The sequence below is a fragment of the Pseudomonas sp. rhizo25 genome, from assembly GCF_031931935.1.
GTDB classification, from domain to species: Bacteria; Pseudomonadota; Gammaproteobacteria; order Pseudomonadales; family Pseudomonadaceae; genus Aquipseudomonas; species Aquipseudomonas synxantha.
Genome location: NZ_JAUJXA010000003.1, coordinates 617,696 through 640,258 on the forward strand (window position 1 = coordinate 617,696; position 22,563 = coordinate 640,258).

The following is a 22,563-nucleotide window of genomic DNA, read 5'->3' on the forward strand; positions in this document are numbered from 1 at the left end:
TCCAGGGCTCTTGGGGTAGAGCCTGGAAGGGACCCGGATGTTCCTTTAATACCCCAAGGACAAGCCCGTATTACGCCGTGGGTCGTTCGCCCCATAGAAGCGGTTGTTGCCCACCGGCTTGCCATCCAGGGACGGCGCCCCCACCAGGATCGCCGCCAGGTGATTGGCATCCTGGGGGCCGGCAAACTTGTGGCCCCAGCTTTCGAGGATTTTCTGGGTGTCCGGGCTGACGGCGAAGGTCTCCAGGTTGGTGGTGTCAGGCATCCATTGCTGGTGAAAGCGCGGTGCATCCACGGCTTCCTGGATGTTCATCTTGTAGTCGATGACATTCAGGATGGTCAGCAAGGTAGCGGTAATGATACGGCTACCCCCCGGCGTACCGACCACCATCACCGCCTTGCCATCCTTGGTGACAATGGTCGGGCTCATCGACGACAGCGGCGCCTTGCCCGGCGCGATGGCGTTGGCCTCACCCTGGACCAGCCCGTACATGTTCGGCACGCCGACCTTGACGGTGAAGTCGTCCATTTCATCGTTGAGGATCACCCCGGTCTTGCTCGCCATGACGCCGGCACCGAACCAGTCGTTGAGGGTGTAGGTCACCGAAACCGCGTTGCCCCACTTGTCGACAATGGAATAGTGGGTGGTGTTATTGCCTTCATGTGGCGACACCCCCGGCTTGATCGCCTGGGAATCCCCGGCCTTGTGCGGCTCGATGGCGTCACGCAGTTTCGCCGCGTAGTTCTTGTCGAGCAGGTGTTCGATCGGGTTCTTCACGAAATCCGGGTCGCCCAGGTAGCTGTTGCGGTCCACATAGGCATGGCGCATCGCTTCGATCTGGTAGTGCAGGCCTTGGGCCGAGTGATAGCCCAGATCGGCCATCGGGTAGCCTTCGAGAATGTTCATGATCTGGCAGATCACCACGCCGCCCGAGCTGGGTGGCGGTGCCGACACCACGTGGTAGCCACGGTAATCGCACTCGATGGGCGCCAGCTCGCGGGTCTTGTACTTGTCGAGGTCGGCCTGGGTAATGATGCCTTTGCCGGCCTGGCTGGAGTCCACCAGGGCCTTGGCCACCCAACCTTTATAGAACCCGTCGGTGCCCTTGGCGGAGATTTCCCTGAGGGTCTTGGCCAGGTCTTTCTGCACCAGTTTCTGGCCCACCTGCAGCGGTTGGCCGTTGTGCAGGAAGATCCCGCGCAAATCCTGGTCTTTTTCGAACTCGCCGGTGGCGGTATGCAACAGGTCGATATCGCCCTGCTCCAGTTCAAAGCCGTTTTCCGCCAACTTGATCGCAGGGGCTATCACCTGGTCACGCTTGAGCGTGCCGTATTTGCTCAGGGCCAGTTCCATGCCGGAAACGGTGCCCGGTACGCCAACCGCCAGATGGCCTTTGGCACTCAGGCCCTCGACCACGTTGCCGGCCTTGTCCAGGTACATGTCGGCAGTCGCCGCCAGCGGGGCTTTTTCGCGGAAGTCGAGGAAGGTCTTGCGCCCGTCGGCCAGTTGCACAGTCATGAAACCGCCGCCGCCGAGATTGCCCGCCGCCGGGTACACTACGGCCAGCGCGTAGCCTACGGCCACTGCCGCGTCCACCGCGTTGCCCCCGGCCTTGAGTACATCCACGCCAACATGCGTGGCCAGATGCTGGGCCGTCACCACCATGCCATTTTCACCGGCGACCGGGGCCTGTGACGCGGCTTGCACGCCGCTGAGCGTCAACACCAGCACCGTGGCAATCAAGGTGCGGCTCAAAGGTAGGTATTTCATCCATGGCTACTCTGGTTATTGAGATGCACCAAAATAGCCCCTCGCGGATTTATTCCCCAGCGCAATGGCGTTTTTATTACAGAACCTGTCGGTGGTAGAACGGGCCCGAAAACGCCCATGCTATATTTCGCGCCCTGAGTGTCTAGCAAGGCCCTATAGATGGCGATCAAGAAGAGTGGTATCCGCGCCCAACAGGCCGACCAGACGCGGGCGCGCATCCTGCAGGCGGCGGTCAAGGTGTTCACCCGCGACGGCTATTCCGGCGGGCGCGTCGACAGCATTTCCAAGGCCGCAGACTCCAACGACCGCATGCTCTATTACTACTTCGGCAGCAAGGAACAACTGTTCACCTGCGTGCTGGAGCATATCTACGAGCAGTTCAACCAGGCCGAGAGCAAGCTCAAGCTGGACCTTGCGGCACCGGCCCAGGCCCTGCGCGAGCTGGTGGCGTTTATCTGGAACTATTATGTCAAGCATCCCGAATTCGTGGCGATCCTGAGTATCGAGAACCTGCATCAGGGCAAGCATGCCCGGCAGTCCAGCGAAATGCGCCGGTTGTCCGGTGAGGCGGTCGGCGTGCTGCGCCCGATCATCGAGGCCGGCCAGGCCCAGGGCGTGTTTCGCCAGGACATCGACCTCAAGCATGTGTACTTGATGATTGCTTCGCTGTGCTACTTCTACAACTCCAACCGCCATACCCTCAGTTCGTTCCTGGGTGAAGACCTGTCGAACAAAGGCCAACAGCAGGATTGGCTGGCATTTATCACCGACCTGGTGCTGCGCGGCGTCATGCCTGACAGTGTGTCAGCCGAGGGTTTTATTAACTGAACTACTGGCATCGGGGGGCAAGTCGAATCGCTGCGCCACCGCCCCCTCGCACAATCAATGGCTGCCGGGGTTGGCACGCAAGTGGGCGACCTTCTGTTCCAGCCCTTGCCACTGTGGCGCGTTCGGCGCAAATTGCCCGCGCAAGTAGGCCACCAGATCCGCCACCTGGGTATTCGACAAGCTGTCCTTGAACCCCGGCATATACCCCAGGTCGCGGGTCGCCGGCTGGAGGATGCCTTGCAAAATCACCTTGATCAAATTATCCGGCTGGTCGCTGAACACATTGGTGTTGGTCGCCAATGACGGGCTGACCCCAAACAGTTTCGGCCCCAGCCCATCGGCATGGCAGGCTTTGCATGAACCTTCGAAGACGCGTCGCCCGTTCGGATTCGGTACAGCCGCTGCTGCGACCTGTGCCTGCGCTGCTGCTTCGTGACTGAGCGAAGCCAGGTACACCGCCATTGCACGAATATCCGCCTTCGGCAGCTTCGACAATTCGCTCACCACTGGCCCCATCGGGCCCGCCGCCACACCATGGGCGTCGGAATAGCCAGTGCTCAAATAGGTAAACAGCTGGTCTTCGGTCCATGGTGTCGGGGCCTTGGACAACCCCGTCAGCGCCGGGGCTTCCCAACCATCTACCACACCGCCGGCGAGGAATGCCTTGCCGCCCTTTTGCGCCCCCATCAGGTTGCGCGGCGAATGACACGCGGCGCAGTGTCCCAGGCCATTGACCAGATAATTGCCGCGATTCCATTGTTCACTGCGCTCAGGCTGCGGGGTGATTTCGCCGCGTCTCAGGTTCAGTGCATTCCACCCCGCCATCAAGGGTCTGAAATTGAACGGAAACTTCATCGCGTTCGGCGTTGGTGCCTGGCTGACCGGCGCCTGGGACATCAGGTAGGCATACAGCGCCTGCATGTCCGCCTCGTTGATATTGCGAAACGCCGTATAGGGAAACGCCGGATACAGGTTACGCCCGTCGCGCCCGATGCCGTCACGCATTGCCCGTTCGAATGCCGGGTACGACCAGGCGCCAATGCCGGTGTTCACATCCGGGGTGATGTTGCTGCTGTACAAGGTGCCGAACGACGTCTGCATTGCCAGGCCGCCGGCATTGGGCGCTCCGCCCGGCGCCGTATGGCACACCGCGCAGTCGCCGACCGCCGCAAGCAGGCGCCCGCGCTCCAGGGTGGCTTTGGACCAGGTGCCGGGGCTTGGCGGTGCGATAGGCGCGATTTCGCTGTGCAACGGCCAAGCCGTGGCCAGCAGTGCTCCGAGGGTCGCGAACAGCGCGCCGAACCACCATTTGCGGCGTTTTTGTGGCGACTTGGCCGGCTCAGCCAAGGTGCCGGCATTCAATGCCGCCAGTACTCGCTCCGGGGTGATCGGCAACTCGCGAAAACGAATACCGGTGGCGTCATAGATCGCATTGGCAATCGCCGCCGCACTGGGTACCGACGCCGATTCACCGGCGCCCATGGGCGGCTGGTCCTGGCGCGGCATCATCAGCACATCGATCTTCGGCACCTCGGGGAAGGTCAGGATCGGGTAACCGCCCCACTCCTTGCTCACCACCGTGGACTCCTCGAAGGTCACCCGCTCCTTCAACACACGGCTGGTGGACTGGATCACATTGCCGTGAATCTGATGCTCAACTCCCGCCGGGTTGATCATCATCCCTGCGTCATGGCCGATCACCACCCGCGTCACCGATACATCGCCGGTGTGTTTATCGATGGCCACGTCCGCTACCCATGCGGCCCAGGCCGCGCCGAAGCCGGGAAACTTACTGTGGATGTAGCGCGCATAGGCAAAGCCGCGGCCACGTAACAGGTGGTCATCGCTGGCGGTTTGCATCGGCGCGGTGCGTGGGGACCAGGCGGCGCGTTCGGCGGTAGATTTCACCAAGTCGATGGCGCGCGGGTCCTTGAGGTAACGCAGGCGGTATTCCACCGGATCGACGCCGACGGCGAAGGCCAGTTCATCGATATAGGATTCGTGGGCAAAGGTGTTGGGCAAAGCCGACACGCCACGCATCCACGAGGCCCGCACGATAGGCGCCATGTCATTGATGGTTACGCGCATATTGTCGATGTCATAAGGCGGGATCGAGGTGCGGTCGCCCATTTCGAACATCGCCGCCACCGGTTCGACGCGGCCGGTCAGCAGCAGTGCCAGGGTCGGCGCGCCGTTGGACGGGTAGCTGGTTTCGAAGTCATAGGCGGCGATGCTGCCATCGGCGTTCACGCCGCCGTCCACCTCCATCAATTGCGCGGTGCCCTTGGGCTCCCATAGATGTTCCTGTTCACGGGTCAATTGCACGCGCACTGGCTTGCCCACCGCCCGGGACAACAACAAGGCGTCGGCGCACACATCGTCGGCACAGTTGCGCCCGTAACAGCCGGAGGCTTCCATGCGGATCACCTCGATCAGGGCTTCATCGCATTCCAGCAGCCAGGCCAGGTCGGCACGCAGCAGGTGCGGGTTCTGGCTGCCGGACCATACGCGGCTGCCGTTGTCCTGATAATCCGCCACCGCGCAGGATGGGCCGATGGAGGCGTGCATCTGGTAGGGCCACAGGTAAGTGCGCGGCATACGCTGGCTGGCAGTGGCCAGGGCGGCGTCGACCTCGCCCTGATCAAGCACGGTGCGGCGCACGCGCGGGTTAGCGCGAATGGCCTGCGCCACGTCGCGCATATCCGGCGCCGCGTGAGCCCACGGTTTCCATTGCACCTGCAGCTCGGCGGCAGCCTTGATCGCCTGTTCTTCGCGCAACGCTACTACGCCGACAAAATCCCGGATCACCACCACCGCGACGATGCCGGGGATATGGGCGATGGAGGCTTCGTCCACACTCAACAGGCTATTGCCGACAAACTCCCCACAGTCGAGCCCCGCATACGGCGGGCGCACCACCCGGCCATGGAGCATGCCCGGCACGCGCATGTCGTGCACGTAGGTCAGCTCGCCGGTGGCTTTGCCGGGGATGTCCACGCGGGCCGTATCCTGGCCGACCAGGCGGTAGTCCGCGGTGGCCTTGAGCGGCGCGTTGCCGCTGATGCGCACTTGGTCATGCTGGCCGCTGACCAACTCGGAATAGGTGGTGGTGCGCCCATCGGCGGCGTGGATAACACCGGCCTCGACTTTGAGGCTGGCGGTACTGACGCCCCAGCGTCCTGCCGCCCGCGCCAGCAAAAAGCGTCGCGCCTCTGCCGCTGCGTTGCGCAGGGGCACAGCGGAAATCTGCAAGGTCGCACTGGCAATGGTCGCGCCCTGGTTCGGCGCACGCGCGGTATCGCCCAGCACCATCCTCACCTGGTCCATGCCCAGGTCCAGCTCTTCGGCGACGATCTGCGCCAACGCCGTGCGCACGCCGGTACCCAGGTCCACATGGCCATTGAACGCATACACCAGGCCATCATCGTTCACGGCGATAAACAGCCCCAGCTCCTTGGGTTTCACCGTGGGCGTGCCGCCCTTGGCCACCGGCCCCGAAGGCGGCAATACATCATCGACAATCAACAATACACCGGCCTTGGCCAGCCACTGCTCACGGGAAAGGGTCGTTTCGGTCATGATCATCCATCCACGTTCATAAGGCGTGCCGCACGCAATACCGCGCGCAGGATCTCGATATGAGTGCCGCAGCGGCAAAGGTTGCCCGACAGCTCGTTGCGTACCTGGGTTTCACTGGGCTTGGGGTTGCGGTCGAGCAGGGCCTTGGCGGTCATGATCATGCCGTTGAGGCAGTAGCCGCATTGCGCGGCCTGCTCGTCGATGAACGCCTGCTGCACCGGGTGCGGCGCATGGCGCGTACCCAGGCCTTCAAGGGTGACGATCCTGCGCCCTGATGCACCCGACAGCGGGAACACGCAGGAACGTGCGGCCACGCCATCAATGATCACGGTGCAGGCACCGCACTCCCCCAGGCCACAGCCGTACTTGGGGCCATTGAGTTGCAGGTCGTTGCGCAGTACCAGTAACAGCGGTGTATCCGCCATGGCGCTGACTTCGCTTGTCTGGCCGTTGACCTCAAGCGTTACCGTGATGGGTTGGCTGGTCATTCGCTTCGCCTGTGCCGGTTGATGAAGTGCCTACTACATCAAACAGTCAAAAAAAACGTCGCGGACCTGAGGCCTCGCGACACACTCGACTGGTGAAGTGGCTACTACATCAACACAGAGCAAAAACGATGCCAGCGCAGGTTATTCCTGGGGATCGTCAATCATCTTGCGCAGCAGAAACAGGACCGCCACACGCTCGGCGGGGTTGAGATTGCTCATGGTCAATTCGCTGATCTGGGCCGCACGCGGTGCGGTTTGCGCGACCAGTTCGGCGCCTGAGGCAGACAAGTCGACTACTACCTTGCGCTTGTCTGCAGGGTCCGGGTCCAGGGTAATCAGCGCCTTGGCCTTGAGACGTTCGACGATACCGCGGATGGTCGCCTGGTCCACGGCGGTGGCCTTGACCAATTCAGTGAGGGAGCTTGCACCCTGATCGCGCAACGCACACAAGGTCACGAACTGCACGGCGGTGAGCTGGGAGTCGCCGACATTCTGCTGGAATATCGCTAAGTGGCGCTGGTAGGCCTTGCGCAGCAGGTGGCCGACTTGTTCAGAAAAAACGTAGGAATCAGGCACGGCGGGCTCGGTGGGTGGTTTGGATGGGTGGCATGATGGCGGGGTTAGTGAACGGACTCAAGATGCCCTTGAAGAATCACGCTCAACCTGTGGGAGGGGGCTAGCTCCCGATGGCGGTGGGTCAGGTATTGATGCACTCACTGACACGCCCTCATCGGGAGCAAGCCCCCTCCCACACTTGGATCTCTATATCTATCAGCTCCCACACGCATACTCAGCGTGCCAGCGATCGCGCTGGCGCGACCACATCGCCACCCAGCACCACCGCCTCATCGTCCAGATATACATCACAGTTGCGCAGCGGGATATCCATATGGCACGGCGTCTTGCGCGTGCCGCCCACCTCGGTATTCGGCCCGGTGGAGAACAGGAAGTTGCCATAGAACGCCCGCGCATCCATGCACATGCCGTCGTTCTTGTCGTGCAAGCCCATGGCCGTCCATTGCGCCCGTGGTTGCAGGCCCCAGCCAATATGGGAGATGCCGTACACCTCGGGGTCGTCGAAGTACTTCATGTAGTCGCTCAGGTACTGCGCCTCGAACCCACCGTGAATCCGCGTAATAAAGCCCTTTTCGATTTCCAGGGTGATCTTTTCACGGGTGTAGGTCTTAAACGGCAACAGGATGTCGCCGATGTCCAGCACCAGCACGCCCTCGGCGGTTTCTTCATTGGGCCAGGAGAACAGGAAGCCGCTGGGCCAGTGGTCCCAGCGCCCCGGTTCATCGGCGAAGCCGTACTCGGTCACCGACGGGTATTGGCCCAAAGCAGCGCGGAAGTCGCTGCCGGCGCGGGACTTGACGTGGATCGAGCGCGCCTTCTTCAGCAGCTGTTCGGCGGCCAGTACACGCACCTTGTCCTCTTCGCTCGGCAGCATGCGTGCCAGCACTTCCGGCGGCTCGACGGCAAGCAGGATGCGCGTGCCGGTCTTGAGGATCTGCTCCTGCTCCGGCGAGTGCAGCAGCATCATGGTGTCGACGATCAAGTCCGCCGCCTCCAGGGCACGCTGGGCGGCAATATTGCCAGTGAGCGCGGTGTCGCCGCAGTAGGCGGTCATGTCGTTGCCCATCGCCCGGGGATGGTTGAACGACGGCAATTCCACCGCATACACCTTGGCCCCCAGGCGCTGCGCCGCATCCATGGCGGCACGCACAGTACGCGGGTCGGAGTAATGGCTCTTGAGCACCGCGACGCTCTGGGTCGGGTCGACCTTGGACAGCTTCAACACGTGTTCAAACATCTGGGTCAGTTCACAGTCGCTTACCGGCATTTTCCTGTCTCCTGAGGGGCTGCACCCTGTTCGGGCAGCGCGCTTCAACTTAGTGCATTTTTATAGCGTATACACCATTTAAGAATGATGAGACCTGATTTGCAGACGGACTGCAAGTGCCAGATAAAAACGTTACCAATCCACACATATTCAATATTCATTAGCCACAGCTGGTTACACCAGCCTATAAATACCAAAAAATAAATTTCCTCACACAGGCTTCCCATTTTAAAAAATGAGCGTATACACTTTAAAAACCTTGCGGACAGACGCCGCCTGAATTCAAAAAGAGAGGATCACGCCCCATGGGAAGCACACAAAAAATCGCCATAGTCGGCGCCGGCCTGGGCGGTGCCGCTGCGGCCACCTTGTTGCAGCAAGCCGGCTTCAGCGTAGATGTCTACGAACAGGCGCCGGAGTTCTCCCGCTTGGGCGCGGGGATCCACATGGGGCCCAACATCATGAAAATCTTCCGCCGCATGGGCATCGAGAACCAGCTGGACCTGATGGGGTCGCACCCTGAGCACTGGTTCAGCCGCTGCGGCGAAAGTGGTGATTACCTCTCGCGTATCCCGCTCACCGGCTATGGCGCCTCTTACATCACCGTGCACCGTGGCGACCTGCATGCGTTGCAGATGTCCACGCTGCAGCCTGACACCCTGCACTTCAACAAGCGCCTGGAAACCCTCGAAGAAACCGATACCCAGGTGCGCCTGACCTTCGCCGACGGCACGGTGACCTATGCCGACATCGTAATCGGCGCCGACGGCATCAATTCGAAGATTCGCGAAGAACTGCTGGGGGTGGAGAAACCCTTGTACAGCGGCTGGGTGGCGCACCGCGCATTGATCCGAGGCGAGCAACTGGCCAAGTACGACCTCAAGTTCGAAGACTGCATCAAGTGGTGGACCGAGGATCGCCACATGATGGTCTACTACACCACAGGCAAGCGCGACGAGTACTACTACGTGACCGGCGTACCCCATGCCGAATGGGACTTCCAGGGCGCCTTCGTCAACAGCAGCCGCGAGGAAATGTTCGAAGCCTTCAAGGGCTACCACCCCACCGTGCAGGCGCTGATCGAATCCACCGACAGCGTGACCAAGTGGCCGCTGCGCAACCGCAACCCGCTGCCGCTGTGGAGTCGCGGTCGCCTGGTCTTGCTCGGCGACGCCTGCCACCCGATGAAGCCACACATGGCCCAGGGCGCCGGCATGGCCATCGAAGATGCCGCCATGCTCACCCGCTGCCTGCAGGAAACCGGGATCAGCGACTACCGCAACGCCTTCGAACTGTATGAAGCCAACCGCAAGGAACGCGCGTCCCGGGTACAAGCGGTGTCCAATGCCAACACCTGGCTACGCACCCAGGAAGACCCGGCCTGGGTGTACGGCTACGACCTGTATGCCCAGGAGCTGAAGTCGGGGGTGGCCGCATGAGTACCTTTCTCCATGGCGGCAACGTGCAGGCCAATGGCATTCGCCAGCACTATCTGCGCTACGGCGGCACAGGCCCGGCGCTGATCCTGATCCCGGGCATCACCAGCCCGGCGATTACCTGGGGCTTCGTCGCCGAGCGCCTGGGTGAGCAGTTCGATACCTACGTGTTGGATGTACGCGGGCGCGGGCTGTCGTCCACCGGGCCGGAACTGGATTACAGCGCCGACACCTGCGCCGAGGACATTGGCGCATTTGCCGACGCACTGGGCCTGGACAGCTACCACCTGTTCGGCCATTCCATGGGTGCGCGCTTTGCCGTGCACAGTGCGATCAAGCACCCGCAAGGCGTCAACCGCATGGTGTTGATCGACCCGCCGGTGTCCGGTCCTGGCCGGCGGGAATACCCGAGCAAACTGCCCTGGTATGTCGACTCGATCCGCCAGTCACTGATTGGCATGGATGCCCAGGCGATGCGCGCCTTCTGCGCCACCTGGACCGATGAGCAGCTGCAACTGCGCGCGGAGTGGCTGCACACCTGCTACGAACCGGCCATCGTGCGTGCCTTCAATGACTTCCACACGGTGGACTTCCACCAGCACCTGCCCCACCTCAAGGCCCCTGCCCTGCTGATGGTGGCCGGGCGCGGCGGGGTGATCCTCGATCAAGACATCGCCGAAATCCAGGCCCTGCAACCGAGTATCCAGGTCGCGCGCGTGCCGAATGCCGGGCACATGATCCCGTGGGACGACCTTGAGGGCTTTTTCGATGCCCTTGGCGACTTCCTCACCCAACAATAAGGACACCCCCATGCTCAAGCCCTACCGCATCGGCCAGATCGTGCCCAGTTCCAACACCACCATGGAAACCGAGATCCCGGCCATGCTCAACGCGCGCCAGGCGATCCGTCCTGAACGTTTTACCTTCCACTCCAGCCGCATGCGCATGAAGCAAGTGCGCAAGGAAGAACTGGCGGCGATGGATGGCGAGTCCGACCGTTGCGCCATCGAATTGTCAGACGCCAAGGTCGACGTGCTGGGGTACGCCTGCCTGGTGGCGATCATGGCCAAGGGCCTGGGCTACCACCGCAACTCCGAACAGCGCCTGCGCCAGGCTACGGCTGACAACGACGCCAATGCCCCGGTGATCACCAGCGCAGGCGCCTTGATTGAAGGCTTGAAGGTGATGGGCGCCAAGCGTATCGCGATTGTTGCGCCCTATATGAAACCGCTGACCGAGCTGGTGGTGAACTACATCCGCGCAGAAGGCTTTGAAGTCGTCGACTGGCGCGCCCTGGAGATCCCGGACAACCTCGAAGTGGCCCGCCACGACCCGGCCAACCTGCCGACCATCGTTGCCGGCATGAACCTGGAAGGCGTCGACGTGATCGTGCTGTCGGCCTGCGTGCAGATGCAGTCGCTGCCGGTGGTGGCCAAGGTCGAGGCGCAAACCGGCAAACCTGTGCTCACCGCCGCCATCGCCACCACCTACGCCATGCTCAAGGCCCTGGACCTGGAACCCATCGTTCCCGGGGCCGGAGCCCTGCTTTCCGGCGCCTACTGAGGAAATTGAAATGAGTGAACAATCCGCCGACGCCAACTATCAGGGCGTGTGGGGCAACCGCATCGGCTTCGGCAACAAAGCCGCGCTACTGATGATCGACTTCATGCAGGGCTACACCCGCGAAGGCGCGCCACTGTTCGCGCCCGGCGTGGTCAGCGCCGTGGCTGAAAGCGTCGAACTGCTGGCCTGTGCACGCCGATACGGGATTGCGGTGGTGCACACTAATATCCGCTACCATCCCGGCCATTTCGCCGACGGCGGTATCTGGGTAAAAAAGGCCCCGGTGATGAAAGACATGATCGAAGGCAACCCACTGGCGGCGTTCTGCACCGAGGTATTGCCCCAGCCTGATGAAGTGGTGATCAGCAAACAGTACGCCAGCGCATTTTTCGGCAGCAGCCTGGCCCCGATGCTGCACGCCCAAGGTATCGATACCGTGGTGCTGGCCGGCTGCTCCACCAGCGGCTGCATCCGCGCAACGGCGGTGGACGCGGTGCAGCACGGGTTCCGCACCATTGTCGTGCGTGAATGCGTCGGCGACCGCCATCCGGCGCCCCACGAAGCCAACCTGTTCGATATCGACAGCAAGTACGGTGATGTGGTGAGCAAGCAAGACGCGATGCGCCAATTCAAGGAGCAATGACGTTTCATCCGGAACCGCGCCATAGAGTGCGGTCCTGCACAAAACTGTGAGCCGCCGAGGTTGATAACCTCGGCGCAGCTTTCAGTCTTCTGACACTGCCTTTGGACGTCGCTTTAACAGCACGCCGAAGTGCTGGAACAAAAGCGGCTGTATAAAAACCATAAGTCACCGCCAGGAGACACCCCATGCCCATTGCGAATGCTGTGCCCGCGACTACAGTCGCCGACCCCGTCACCACGCTCTACCACAAGATCACCTGGAAGCTGATCCCGTTCCTGTGTTTCTGTTATCTGGCTGCCTACCTGGACCGCATCAACATCGGCTTCGCCAAGCTGCAGATGCTCGACCAGTTGCACTTCAGCGAAACCGCCTTCGGCCTTGGCGCCGGCTTGTTTTTCGTCGGCTACATCATCTTTGAAGTGCCCAGCAACCTGGTGCTGGAGCGGGTCGGCGCGAAGATCTGGATCGCGCGCATCATGATCACCTGGGGCTTGCTCTCGGCCTGCACCATGCTGGTCACCTCCACCACCCAGTTCTACATCCTGCGTTTTTTGCTCGGTGCCGCCGAAGCCGGTTTCCTGCCGGGGGTGCTGTATTACCTGACCACCTGGTTTCCCACTCACAGGCGTGGGCGCATCATCGCGCTGTTCATGATCGGCCTGCCGCTGTCCAGCGTGATCGGCGGTCCGCTGTCTGGCTGGATCATGGGCCACTTCGACCAGATGGCCGGGCTGCGCGGGTGGCAATGGCTGTTCCTGATCGAAGCGGTACCCAGCGTGTTGCTTGGGGTGCTGACGTTCTGGGCGCTGCCCAACAGCTACCAGCAAGCCAAATGGCTGTCGGATGAGGAAAAGGCCCTGCTGGAAAACGAGCTGCGCAAAGACGACGCCGATGGCGTCGGCAGCAAGCACAGCTTCCGTGACGGTTTCTTCAACCTCAAGGTGTGGATGCTCGGCGGTATCGACTTCTCGATACTGCTCAGTGCCTATGCCATGGGCTTCTGGATGCCCACCTTCATTCGCAATGCCGGGGTCACCGACACCTTCCATATCGGCATGCTCACCGCGCTGCCCAGCGTGGCCGCACTGCTCGGCATGCTGCTGATCGGCGCCAGTTCCGACAAGCACCGCGAACGCCGCTGGCACATCATCGTGCCGTTTTTCATCGGCGCAGCGGCGATGGCCACCAGCACTTTCTTCACCCATAACGTAGCTGCCACCGTGGCGTTGTTCGCGATTGCCTCAGCCGCCATCATCGGTGCCGTGCCGGTGTTTTTCAGCCTGCCGGCGACCTTTCTCAAAGGCACTGCCGCGGCCACCGGGTTTGCCCTGGCCTGTTCGGTTGCCAATATCGCAGGCCTGGTGAGCAACTCGCTGATGGGCGTGGCGATCGACCTAACCGGCAGCAGTGCGGGCGCGCTGTGGTTTTTTGCCGGCTGCCTGATGCTCAGCAGTTTGCTGGTGATTGCGCTGCCAGCGAAACTGGTGAACCGTTGAGCGCTTGAGCCGCACACGCCTGCAAGATCTCCAACAGCTTCAGGGCCAGGTCCGTGGCCTGCCCTGGCGTTGCCACATTGGTGAACCCCATCAGCAATCCCTGCTCGCCCCCGGCTTCGAGGGTCCAGCCGGACAAGGGTTGAACGCCCAGGCCGGCCATGTTGGCGGCCTCTGCAACCTGCACATCCGGCACCTGCACGCGCAATCGCGCAAGCAAATTGATCCCGCCGGCCTGCTCATCCACCTGCAGAAACGCTGCACAATGCGCCTGCAGCGCTTGCACCAGCATGGCCCTGCGCTGCGCATACAAGCCGCGCATCTTCTTCAAATGCCGAGTGAAGTGCCCCTGCTCCAGAAAGTCCGCCGCCGTCAGCTGCAGTAGCTGTGCACTGCGCTGCTGCAACACCTTGGCACTGTGCTGAAATGTGTCGATCAATGCCGCCGGCACCACCAGGTAACCCAAGCGCAAACCGGGAAACAGCATCTTGCTGAAGCTGCCGGCATAGATCACCCGGTCATCGGCGTCCTGGCTCTTTAGCGCAGCCAAGGGCTGGCCCTGGTAGCGAAACTCGCTGTCATAATCATCCTCGACCACCCAACTGGCCTGCGCCCGAGCCCACCCCAGCAAGGCCCGTCGCCGCGTCGGGCTCAGAGCCACCCCCAGCGGGCTCTGGTGCGCCGGTGTGACGATCGCCAGTCGCGCCTGCTCGCCGCTCTGGATGCCCTGCTGCACATCCAGCCCATCGTGATCCACAGGCACCGGCACCAGCGTCACCCCCTGATGGCGCAACAATTGTCGTGCATGCAGGTAGCCCGGGTCTTCGAACCAGCAAGCCTGTCCCGCCATGCCCAATGCATCGCACAGCAGTGTCAGGCACCCGGCGTAGCCGGCACACACAAACACTTGGCTGGGCGTGCATTCCACGCCGCGGTACAACGCCAGGTAGCTGGCAATCGCCACCCGCAATGCCTGGGCTCCCTGTTCGTCGCCCATCGCCAGGCTGTCGGCATCGATGCGCCGCACTTGCCGGGTGACCAGGCGTGCCCACAATTTACGCGGGAAGGCATCCAGCGCTGGCAAGCCCATTTGCAGTGGGCGCGGCCCGCTGACCAGCGATGGCTGCCTGGGCAATGGCTTTAACTTGACCGGTGCCAGCGTTGCGGCAATCACCGTACCGGCCTGCCCACGGGCCTGGAAAAAACCTTCGCTGACCAGCAACTGATACGCCGCCTCAACGGTACCCCGCGCCACCTTGAGCTCCTGGGCCAGTGCGCGAACCGAAGGGACACGCTCGCCAGGACGCAGTTGGCCCCGGTCGATAGCCAGGCGAAAGCGCCGATAGATTTCCTGGTATTTGGGCAGTGACGGCATCGTATTCAGCTCGTTGGCAAGGCGGATGGGAGTCTGATCATGTCCCAACCCACTTGTCCAATCATGCCCCTGTCGACGGGCAACTGCCGCCGCGAAAATGGCGCATCCCCCAAACCTACAAGGATCGCACGATGAAACACCGTCTCGATTACGCCCTGGCCGCCCCCGATGGCTACAAAGCGCTGGGCTCCGTGCACAGCTACATCCACCGCTGCGGCCTGGAGAAAGAACTGATCGACCTCGTGTACCTGCGGGTCTCGCAGCTCAATGGCTGCGCCTATTGCCTGGACTCCCATTCCCGCGATCTGCTCAAACAGGGCGTGAGCCTGGAAAAGATCATGTTGCTGGCCACCTGGCACGAAGCGCCAGTGCTGTTCACACGCCGTGAAAGCGCGGCGCTGGCCTGGGCCGAGGTAGTCACGCAGGTCGCGCAAAGCCAGGTCCCGGATGCCGACTACGCCGCCGTCGCGGCTGTATTCAGTGACAAGGAAGTCGCCGACCTGACCCTGGCAATTTCCTTGATGAACGCGCTGAACCGCGTCGCCATCAGCTTTCGCAAGGTTCCGGCAGCGATCAAGGCGCACCTGGAGAACCTCAACCATGAATGAGCACGTCGAGTTCCAGCTGATGGAAACCGTGGCCGACTGCATGGTCAGTTTCGACATCATGCGACAATTGCGTCCGCACCTGACCGACGCCAGCGCCTTCGCCGGGCAGGTCCAGCGCCAACGGGAAAACGGCTACCACTTGCTGGCCGCCCGCGAGCACGGACGGGTGATTGGCCTGGCCGGTTACCGCCTCACGGAAAATACCCTCTACGGCCGCTTTATCTATGTCGATGACCTGGTCGTGGACGCCTCCCTGCAACGCAGGCGCCTGGGTGAACAGCTGCTTGAGCAGGTACGCAAGGCAGCCCGCGCCTTGGGCTATCGTTACCTGGTGCTGGACACCGGCATGCATATGGCCCTGGCCCAGCGTTTCTATTTCCGCCAGGGCTTGCTGCCGCTAGGCATGCACTTTTCCCAGGACCTCAGCCAATGACCCGCGCCCTGTTACTCAGTTTCAGCCCCCATGGCAAAGCCGCACAGACGTTCAAGCTGGCCCGCGCCCTGCTCACTGACCTGGTGCCCGACGCCCAGGTCAGCGAACGCGACTACGGTAGCCAAGCGTTGCCAGCGCTGACCCGTGAGTACGCCACTGCACTGACGACACCAGGCGGCCTGAATGCCGATGCGATGGCGCTGTCCGAACAGTTGATCGTCGAACTGCAAGCCTGCGAGCTGTTGATCCTCTGTACCCCAGTGCACAATTTCACCGTACCGGCGGCGCTGAAGGCATGGATCGACCACGTGGTGCGTATACACCGCAGCTTTACGCTCAATGAACAGTTCGCCAAAGTCGGCCTGCTGGGGGATCGGCGCACCTTCGTGCTGGTGAGTTCCGGCAATGCGCGCAAGGGGCATGAGCCTGACTTTCTTACGCCCTACCTGACCGCCATCCTGGCCACCGTGGGCATTCACTCCGTGGAGTTCATCTACCTGGGCGCCATGGTCCGCGGCGAAGCAGCCGTGAACCGTGCCCTGGAGCAGGCACACCGGCAGTTGTCCGCGGCAATCAGCGCTGGCCTATAAGGTGAATGGCGCTAGAATCAGCGCCATTCTTTCGCCTCCGCCCTGACATGAGCCTTCCATGAGCTTTGATTTCGACACCCTCCACTCGCGCCTCGGCACCGGCAGTACCAAGTGGAGCCGTTACTCGCAAGACGTTCTGCCGATGTGGATCGCCGACATGGACATCGCCGCGCCACCCGCCGTATTGCAAGCCCTGCATGCACGACTCGACCAGCAGATCCTCGGCTACAGCATGGCCGGCGGCGACGTGCGCGACGCTATCGTCGCCGACCTGTGGGCCAAGTACGCCTGGCGCGTGCGCCCTGAAGAGCTGCTGTTCCTGCCCGGCGTCGAACCTGGTTTCAACATGGCCCTGCATGCCTTTGTCCAACCCGGCCAGGCGGTGGTGTTGCAAACCCCCAACTATCGGCCGATTCGCCTGGCCCCCGGCCATTGGGGCCTGCCGCGCATCGAAGTGCCATTTGGACTGATCAATGGCGAATACATCACGCCAATGCCCGCCATGCGCGAGGCATTGAGCGGTGCCGGCGCACTGCTGCTGAGCAACCCGCACAACCCCATCGGCAAGGTCTTCCCCCGCGAAGAACTGCTGGCGGTGGCCAACGCTTGCCTGAAACACGGCGCACTGATCATCAGTGACGAAATCCACGCCGAACTGTGCTTCGACGGCCGCCGCCACATTCCCACCGCCAGCCTCAGCCCCGAGATCGCCCAACGCACCATCACCCTGATGTCGGCGAGCAAGGCCTATAACGTCGCCGGCTTGAAGACCTGCTTTGCCGTGGTGCAAAACGCCGAGGTGCGCGAGCGCTTCAACCAGGCGCGCTGCGGCATGGTCGACAGCGTCAGCCCGCTGGGCCTGGAAGCCACCCGCGCCGCCTACAGCCAATGCGGCGACTGGCTCGCTGCACTGGTGCAGTACCTGCAGGCCAACCGCGACTACCTGCTCGATGCGGTAAAGACCCGCCTGCCCGGCGTGGTGATGCACGCGCCCCAAGGCACCTTCCTGGCGTGGCTCGATTGCAGTGCCCTGGGCCTGGACGACCCGCAGCAGTTTTTCCTGGAACAGGCCAAGGTCGGATTGAGTGCGGGAATCGAGTTTGGCGATGACAGCCAGCAATTCGTACGCCTGAATTTCGGCTGCCCGCGGGCGATGCTCGAGGAAGGTGTGCGGCGCATGGAAATCAGCTTACAAAAGCGCTGACGCCGGCCGGAACCCCACCGGGGCGTTTCAACACACATGTGGAGCAGCCGCCCATTGTGCTGTTGAAGACCCCGGAGCCGTCCGCCCATGATCCTGCCGCCCCACACCCAGCCCTCGCCGGTCTGGGATTTCAAACCCATCACCGGCGAAAAACCCGCGGCGATGCCGTCCTACTCGATTTTCGAGCCGGCGCCTCCCCAGGTGACGAATAGCCGCCGCCCCTCGATGGCCCGTCAGAAAGCCGACTACAAGCAACTGCTGCAAACCACACACGCTGCGCTGCCCAACGTGCGCGACGAGGCCAAGCAATGGGCCGAGGACATGGTGTTCACGTTGACCGGTCGCAAGATAGATGCCGACACTATTTTCTTGAATCGTTTCCAGCAAGCACAAAGCGCCAACACCATCACCGGCTGGGAGCACGTCGGGGAAGAGCCGACGGTTTCCCAGGCGCTGCCGGACGCACTGTTAAGCAACTTCAACGAACACGACTCGCTCCCGGGCGTGCTTGACCAGCAAGCCGGCTTGTACCAGGCAGGCAGTGGGCAAAGCACAAAAGGCGGCTATGGCGCCCATAACCAGTTTGCGCTGACGCCTTCGCAACTGATGCATGAAAGCTGGAAAAGCGACTTTCAAACGCACATGACCCAAAAGCTCGAGAGTTTCTGGCGCGATCATGGCGATGACTACCGCACCCTCTTGAAAGGCGAGTTTGTCTACCAGGCCCGCCAACAACTCAAGGCCTACGAACGTGCCTCGCCGGCCGAGCGCGCGCAGATGCCAGCCGAACAGCGTTTCACCCGTGATGACTACCGCCTGGTCATGGGCGCGGCCTCCAACCTGCCGTTGGCTGACAACCAAGCCCTGACCGTCGAGCAACTGCGTGCGCAAGCGCCGGTCAAAGGCGTGGTATTGACCCACCTATTGGATATCAACGGGTTACCCGCCAACGATATCCTGCGCTTTACCGCCATCGATGACGGCCCTGCCCGGCAACTGCGTGACCGTCGTGACGGTGTGCAGATTCTCTATATCCCCGGGCATCAACCCGCATTCGTGCGTTTTGACTCCCTGACCGCGATGGATCAATGGGTAGCCGCACAAGGTCGGGACGCCGATAAGCGCAAGGCGCTGGAAGGCCACTTCGCCCTCAGGGACCGGCAAGACAATGAGGTCGGGTTCTGGAGCGATGTCAAAGCCTTCATCACCGGCGACCGCCAATCGAACAAAGGCGTCGACACTGCCCTGGGTTACTTGGCCAGCGGCTATTGGGACAGCATCGAAGGCACCGTCATCGACAGTGCCAACGTACGCATTCAGGGCGACGTATTCAGCGTGATCAAAGACGCCACGCAAAAACGCATGTCCCGCGATGCCGATGTCATGATCAAGTCCAACAGCGAGGTCACCCGCGATACCTGGCTTAACGATTTGACGGTGGCCGCAGGCCTGGCGGCCAAGTTCGCGGTGATTGGCGAACCGATCGTCGTCGGTATAGCTGCCGCTACCGGTTTTGTAGAAACCGAACTAGGCGTAGAGAAATCGATCACAGGCGATACTCAAGCTGAGCGAAAAAACGGTAGCGCTGCGGCACTCGATGGAGCGCTCAATGAGCTGTTCTCCATCGGGGGCGGCACCGCGAAGGAGCCTGCCTTTGAGCGCCCCACCACGATTACCGTCAGCCAGGACCTGTTCGCCGATGGCAAACAGGCGCTGGTCATCGAGCATCCGCTGCGCGCCACTGCCTATACCCTGCCACGGACCAACGGCTACGACCTGGTGGACCGCAACCGTGTCTATCGCTACCTTTACAGCAAGCCGGGCGAGCTTACCGACCTGGAGTCAGCTGCACACACCGCCCCGCTGGAAGGCTTCGAAGCGTTTTGCCCAGTGCCTGCGCTGGGTGGGCGGGTGCGCCGCGGCGCCAATGATGAATGCTTCGCCAAAGTCATTGCAGACCTGCCCGACGCCAAACGTAGGCTGCAAGCCTTGGAACACGTGCGGTTGTTTCCGTCCAAGGGCGGGCTGTTCAAGCGTGTACGCACGGTGGTCTATGAGAGACGCCTGCACGAATGGGTTGAAGGCGAGACCGGCGCCAAGTTGGTGCCAGTCGCCAATGGCGAACGCATCACCTACAGGTCACAGGTACAGGGCCAGATCATCGTAGACCCGGGTTTCGGTTTTTACGCCGGCCATGGCGCGGGCGCCCTCGCTGAAGACACGCGGGTAGTCAAGCTCAACAGCATCAGCAAGGCCAGCGATGACCAACGCCAAGTCAGGGGTGTGGTGGTCACCAGTGGCAGCCAGCGATACCTGGTGGTGGAAGCTGACACCGCTGAGTTTTATTACGCACCGCTGGGCAGCGCACAAACCGGCGATATCACCTTCAAAAAGTGCGGGCCTATGGAAATGGGCCTCGCCCAGGGTTACCGCCAGTTCATGAGCGCTCACCACCCTGTGCAGCTCGTGGATGCGGACTTCATTGCCCTGCCCCCCCTCAAGAAGGTTTATAAGCAGCTGAAGCGCGCAGGTTTTCGCGAAGCTGACATTAATGAGCTTAAACAGCAATGCAAGGGCATGAGCCCCGAGCAGCAACGGGAAGTGGCTTACCAATTGCAGCAGGCCAACGCCATCCTGAAGCCGGATGTGGCGTTGCGCCCCCACCGTGTCGCCCCCTTGCAAACGCCCCCTGGCTTTGTGCAATGGCCAGCGAAACGTCAAAACCAGTTCTACGCCGAGCACGCCAAGGACACCGTCAATCAAGCCCTCAAAGCCACCGGATTGGGGCCTGGCAACCAGGTACGCTCAGCTGCCGATGTGGCCAGGGCTGATGCGGCAACCTTTACCTTGGGCTGGTTGCGGCGCACTACTGATCTCAAGGCCCCCCATGCAGGCGACCTGATCATGAAGACCGGCGCAGGCAATTGCGGCGAAATGGCGATCCTGGCCAGGGAAATTCTCAACACGAGTGGCGCCAGGGCCGCCGAATGGCATGCAGGCAATGCGCACGCCTTCACCGTCGTCGGAGGCCCGACAGGTCCTGTGAAGCCCACCGTGGACTTTTCAGAACCGGCCTGGGCCAACGCCTGGGTGGTCGATCCATGGGCCGATATCGCCTGCCCGGCCTCCGACTACATGGCTCAATTGAAGGCAACCATGGCCAAATGGGACAAGGCCGGCTGGAAAATCCGAGAAGGTATCAAACGCAACATGAGCCCCTTGGACCCGGACTGGCTGGACACGCTTATCAACCAGCCCAAGCAGCCCTACGGCTCGCAGGTGGATTCCGTCACGCCAGTGATTGCCCGCTTCCCGCTCAAGCCGACCAATACCGTGCATGTCCCCATGGGTGAATCGACGACCTTGGACACCGGCAACGAAGCGCTTTCCACCCGCAGCCTCACCGACTGCTCGGCCATTGCCGTGCTTACCGACTGGGACGGTGCTCGCTACCAGACCCGCACGCTGATGCACGTCACCGGCAGTAACCTGGAACTGGGCCTGCGGGGTGATACCCACGCACTGCTGGACCAATTGCAAGCATCCTTGAACAATGGCGGGCGCGTTATCCTGGTGGGAGGCATCAGTTCAGACTCTCTGCAAGGCATGGCCACCACTATCGGGCAATCGTTCCAGGGCGGGCAACCGCTCAGAGACTTGCTCCAAGCGCGAGCGGGCGTCTCAGTGACACTTGCCAGTTCCCTGGGCATCACCATCAATGCCGATGGCACGTTTGAGCTGATCGAAGGCAGCGGCAAGGGCGTATTTCCCGTGGATCAAGTCAGGGAGATTTTCGATCGGGTTGATTGACGAGCAGCGCTACGCCCCCTACCTGCGCTGTCCGCCTACGGCAACGCCTACAACTTGGCGATGGACACTTCGGTGGACTTCACAAAAGCGATCACTTCACTGCCTACTTTCAATTCCAAGTCACGCACAGAGCGCGTGGTAATGACGGACGTCACAATCCCGGACGCGGTCTGCACGTCGATTTCCGACACCACTTCCCCCAGCAGGATCTCCTTGATCACGCCCTTGAACTGGTTGCGCACGTTGATCGCTTTGATGGTCATGTCGGCTTTCCTTTTGGCTGTTGGGTCAATCCGCACGAATGCGCAGGCCCTCAAAATGCGCTGCACGCAGGAATATTAAAAGGAATAAATAACTATTTATCTATTCCTTATAAATATATAGGACATGCCAGCCCCGCATGCTGGGGATCGCCGATCCGGTAGTGAACAGCGACCTATCAACGCACATCTTGTGCGTTGACCAACCTTGTTACACCCCATATAGTGTGCCCACAAACAGAACAGACCACTACATAGTGTGCAGCATCGGTATTCACCGACCACACTACGCGCAGTATTTCAATGCCTAGTAGCCTGCAAACCGCACATTTTTTTGCACGGTTTTACACACCGTCGGAACAGATCAGGAAGGAGTATTTCAATGCTGAGTTGGGATGAAGTCGACAACGAAGACACCGGTGCAGCGGTGATCAAGGGCGCCAACGCCGGCCATGCGAGCGAAGCCAACATGGACCGCCTCGACGGTGCCGGCGCCGCCGCCGCCATCGAAGCTCGCGCCGTCACCGCCAGTGATTCGGCCGCCATCGTGCGCGCCAAGGCCGCGCTGGACAAACTCGACGTCGCCGAAGGCCTCGCCGAACTCGAAGGCGCCTCCGCCCGCGTCGCCGTTGACGAAAAA

The 22,563-nt window shown here is 61.6% G+C and carries 18 protein-coding genes and 1 pseudogene; 12 read left to right on the forward strand and 7 right to left on the reverse strand.

Annotated elements, in window-relative coordinates:
• Positions 1-45: 45 nt before the first annotated feature.
• Positions 46-1,770, reverse strand: coding sequence for a gamma-glutamyltransferase (gene ggt, locus QZR30_RS09780; RefSeq protein ID WP_056845874.1), 1,725 nt, complete (start codon positions 1,768-1,770; stop codon positions 46-48).
• Between the two features lie 159 nt (positions 1,771-1,929).
• Here ggt and QZR30_RS09785 point away from each other — a divergent pair, with 159 nt between their 5' ends.
• Positions 1,930-2,598, forward strand: a complete 669-nt coding sequence (locus tag QZR30_RS09785; RefSeq protein ID WP_046067993.1) for a TetR/AcrR family transcriptional regulator — start codon at positions 1,930-1,932, stop codon at positions 2,596-2,598.
• Positions 2,599-2,652: 54 nt separating this feature from the next.
• Here the strand turns inward: QZR30_RS09785 and QZR30_RS09790 are convergent, their stop codons facing one another.
• The 4 genes from QZR30_RS09790 to QZR30_RS09805 form a co-directional block, all read right to left on the reverse strand.
• The gene (locus QZR30_RS09790; protein ID WP_311903250.1) at positions 2,653-6,177 is read right to left on the reverse strand and encodes a molybdopterin cofactor-binding domain-containing protein; all 3,525 of its coding nucleotides are present in this window, start codon (positions 6,175-6,177) and stop codon (positions 2,653-2,655) included.
• A gap of 2 nt (positions 6,178-6,179) precedes the next feature.
• The gene (locus QZR30_RS09795; protein ID WP_046067992.1) at positions 6,180-6,665 is read right to left on the reverse strand and encodes a (2Fe-2S)-binding protein; all 486 of its coding nucleotides are present in this window, start codon (positions 6,663-6,665) and stop codon (positions 6,180-6,182) included.
• 141 nt (positions 6,666-6,806) lie between these two features.
• A complete protein-coding gene (locus QZR30_RS09800) occupies positions 6,807-7,241 on the reverse strand; it encodes a MarR family winged helix-turn-helix transcriptional regulator (protein ID WP_056845872.1) in 435 nt (144 codons plus the stop codon).
• 214 nt (positions 7,242-7,455) lie between these two features.
• Positions 7,456-8,508: a 2,5-dihydroxypyridine 5,6-dioxygenase gene (locus tag QZR30_RS09805; protein ID WP_043049868.1), complete on the reverse strand. Its 1,053-nt coding sequence runs from the start codon at positions 8,506-8,508 to the stop codon at positions 7,456-7,458.
• 305 nt (positions 8,509-8,813) lie between these two features.
• Between QZR30_RS09805 and QZR30_RS09810 the strand changes: the two genes are divergently transcribed.
• The 5 genes from QZR30_RS09810 (at position 8,814) to QZR30_RS09830 (ending at position 13,646) form a co-directional block, all read left to right on the forward strand.
• Positions 8,814-9,947 (forward strand): FAD-dependent monooxygenase, encoded by a 1,134-nt coding sequence (locus QZR30_RS09810; protein WP_311903251.1) that lies wholly within the window; start codon positions 8,814-8,816, stop codon positions 9,945-9,947.
• Positions 9,944-10,744: an alpha/beta fold hydrolase gene (locus tag QZR30_RS09815; protein ID WP_046067989.1), complete on the forward strand. Its 801-nt coding sequence runs from the start codon at positions 9,944-9,946 to the stop codon at positions 10,742-10,744. Before QZR30_RS09810 ends, QZR30_RS09815 begins: the two co-directional genes overlap by 4 nt.
• A gap of 10 nt (positions 10,745-10,754) precedes the next feature.
• Positions 10,755-11,507, forward strand: a complete 753-nt coding sequence (locus QZR30_RS09820) for a maleate cis-trans isomerase family protein (RefSeq protein ID WP_311903252.1) — start codon at positions 10,755-10,757, stop codon at positions 11,505-11,507.
• A 10-nt stretch (positions 11,508-11,517) separates the two neighbouring features.
• Complete coding sequence (locus QZR30_RS09825; protein ID WP_043049872.1) at positions 11,518-12,150, forward strand: N-carbamoylsarcosine amidohydrolase; 633 nt, start codon at positions 11,518-11,520, stop codon at positions 12,148-12,150.
• Positions 12,151-12,335: 185 nt separating this feature from the next.
• Entirely contained in the window at positions 12,336-13,646 is a 1,311-nt protein-coding gene (locus tag QZR30_RS09830) for an MFS transporter (RefSeq protein ID WP_046067987.1), read from the forward strand.
• On the opposite strand, the gene pdxR is transcribed toward QZR30_RS09830, so the two are convergent.
• On the reverse strand, positions 13,597-15,018 hold the full coding sequence (pdxR, locus tag QZR30_RS09835) for a MocR-like pyridoxine biosynthesis transcription factor PdxR (RefSeq protein ID WP_311903253.1): 1,422 nt from the start codon (positions 15,016-15,018) through the stop codon (positions 13,597-13,599). The two genes, QZR30_RS09830 and pdxR, sit on opposite strands and share 50 nt — an antisense overlap.
• 131 nt (positions 15,019-15,149) lie before the next feature.
• On the opposite strand from pdxR, the gene QZR30_RS09840 reads away from it, so the two are divergent.
• The 5 genes from QZR30_RS09840 (at position 15,150) to QZR30_RS09860 (ending at position 21,663) form a co-directional block, all read left to right on the forward strand.
• On the forward strand, positions 15,150-15,626 hold the full coding sequence (locus tag QZR30_RS09840; RefSeq protein WP_056845868.1) for a carboxymuconolactone decarboxylase family protein: 477 nt from the start codon (positions 15,150-15,152) through the stop codon (positions 15,624-15,626).
• Entirely contained in the window at positions 15,619-16,059 is a 441-nt protein-coding gene (locus tag QZR30_RS09845) for a GNAT family N-acetyltransferase (protein WP_046067984.1), read from the forward strand. Before QZR30_RS09840 ends, QZR30_RS09845 begins: the two co-directional genes overlap by 8 nt.
• Positions 16,056-16,649, forward strand: coding sequence for an FMN-dependent NADH-azoreductase (locus QZR30_RS09850; RefSeq protein ID WP_046067983.1), 594 nt, complete (start codon positions 16,056-16,058; stop codon positions 16,647-16,649). Before QZR30_RS09845 ends, QZR30_RS09850 begins: the two co-directional genes overlap by 4 nt.
• Positions 16,650-16,707: 58 nt before the next feature.
• Positions 16,708-17,853 carry a MalY/PatB family protein gene (locus QZR30_RS09855; RefSeq protein ID WP_311903254.1) on the forward strand — a complete coding sequence of 382 codons (1,146 nt, stop codon included), beginning with the start codon at positions 16,708-16,710 and terminating at the stop codon, positions 17,851-17,853.
• 87 nt (positions 17,854-17,940) lie between these two features.
• A complete protein-coding gene (locus QZR30_RS09860; RefSeq protein ID WP_311903255.1) occupies positions 17,941-21,663 on the forward strand; it encodes a dermonecrotic toxin domain-containing protein in 3,723 nt (1,240 codons plus the stop codon).
• 47 nt (positions 21,664-21,710) lie between these two features.
• Here the strand turns inward: QZR30_RS09860 and QZR30_RS09865 are convergent, their stop codons facing one another.
• Complete coding sequence (locus QZR30_RS09865) at positions 21,711-21,926, reverse strand: TOBE domain-containing protein (protein WP_003173733.1); 216 nt, start codon at positions 21,924-21,926, stop codon at positions 21,711-21,713.
• A 379-nt stretch (positions 21,927-22,305) separates the two neighbouring features.
• On the opposite strand from QZR30_RS09865, the pseudogene QZR30_RS09870 reads away from it, so the two are divergent.
• Positions 22,306-22,563, forward strand: a pseudogene (locus tag QZR30_RS09870) (ribonucleotide-diphosphate reductase subunit beta); the annotation flags it as partial.

Coding starts and splice junctions, on each gene's coding strand:
- QZR30_RS09805 (WP_043049868.1), bottom strand. CDS start 8,508: ATGCCGGTAAGCGACTGTGAACTGACCCAGATGTTTGAACACGTGTTG.
- pdxR (WP_311903253.1), bottom strand. CDS start 15,018: ATGCCGTCACTGCCCAAATACCAGGAAATCTATCGGCGCTTTCGCCTG.
- QZR30_RS09860 (WP_311903255.1), top strand. CDS start 17,941: ATGATCCTGCCGCCCCACACCCAGCCCTCGCCGGTCTGGGATTTCAAA.
- QZR30_RS09790 (WP_311903250.1), bottom strand. CDS start 6,177: ATGACCGAAACGACCCTTTCCCGTGAGCAGTGGCTGGCCAAGGCCGGT.
- QZR30_RS09820 (WP_311903252.1), top strand. CDS start 10,755: ATGCTCAAGCCCTACCGCATCGGCCAGATCGTGCCCAGTTCCAACACC.
- QZR30_RS09825 (WP_043049872.1), top strand. CDS start 11,518: ATGAGTGAACAATCCGCCGACGCCAACTATCAGGGCGTGTGGGGCAAC.
- QZR30_RS09830 (WP_046067987.1), top strand. CDS start 12,336: ATGCCCATTGCGAATGCTGTGCCCGCGACTACAGTCGCCGACCCCGTC.
- QZR30_RS09815 (WP_046067989.1), top strand. CDS start 9,944: ATGAGTACCTTTCTCCATGGCGGCAACGTGCAGGCCAATGGCATTCGC.
- QZR30_RS09840 (WP_056845868.1), top strand. CDS start 15,150: ATGAAACACCGTCTCGATTACGCCCTGGCCGCCCCCGATGGCTACAAA.
- QZR30_RS09865 (WP_003173733.1), bottom strand. CDS start 21,926: ATGACCATCAAAGCGATCAACGTGCGCAACCAGTTCAAGGGCGTGATC.
- QZR30_RS09845 (WP_046067984.1), top strand. CDS start 15,619: ATGAATGAGCACGTCGAGTTCCAGCTGATGGAAACCGTGGCCGACTGC.
- QZR30_RS09810 (WP_311903251.1), top strand. CDS start 8,814: ATGGGAAGCACACAAAAAATCGCCATAGTCGGCGCCGGCCTGGGCGGT.
- QZR30_RS09855 (WP_311903254.1), top strand. CDS start 16,708: ATGAGCTTTGATTTCGACACCCTCCACTCGCGCCTCGGCACCGGCAGT.
- QZR30_RS09795 (WP_046067992.1), bottom strand. CDS start 6,665: ATGACCAGCCAACCCATCACGGTAACGCTTGAGGTCAACGGCCAGACA.
- ggt (WP_056845874.1), bottom strand. CDS start 1,770: ATGAAATACCTACCTTTGAGCCGCACCTTGATTGCCACGGTGCTGGTG.
- QZR30_RS09785 (WP_046067993.1), top strand. CDS start 1,930: ATGGCGATCAAGAAGAGTGGTATCCGCGCCCAACAGGCCGACCAGACG.
- QZR30_RS09850 (WP_046067983.1), top strand. CDS start 16,056: ATGACCCGCGCCCTGTTACTCAGTTTCAGCCCCCATGGCAAAGCCGCA.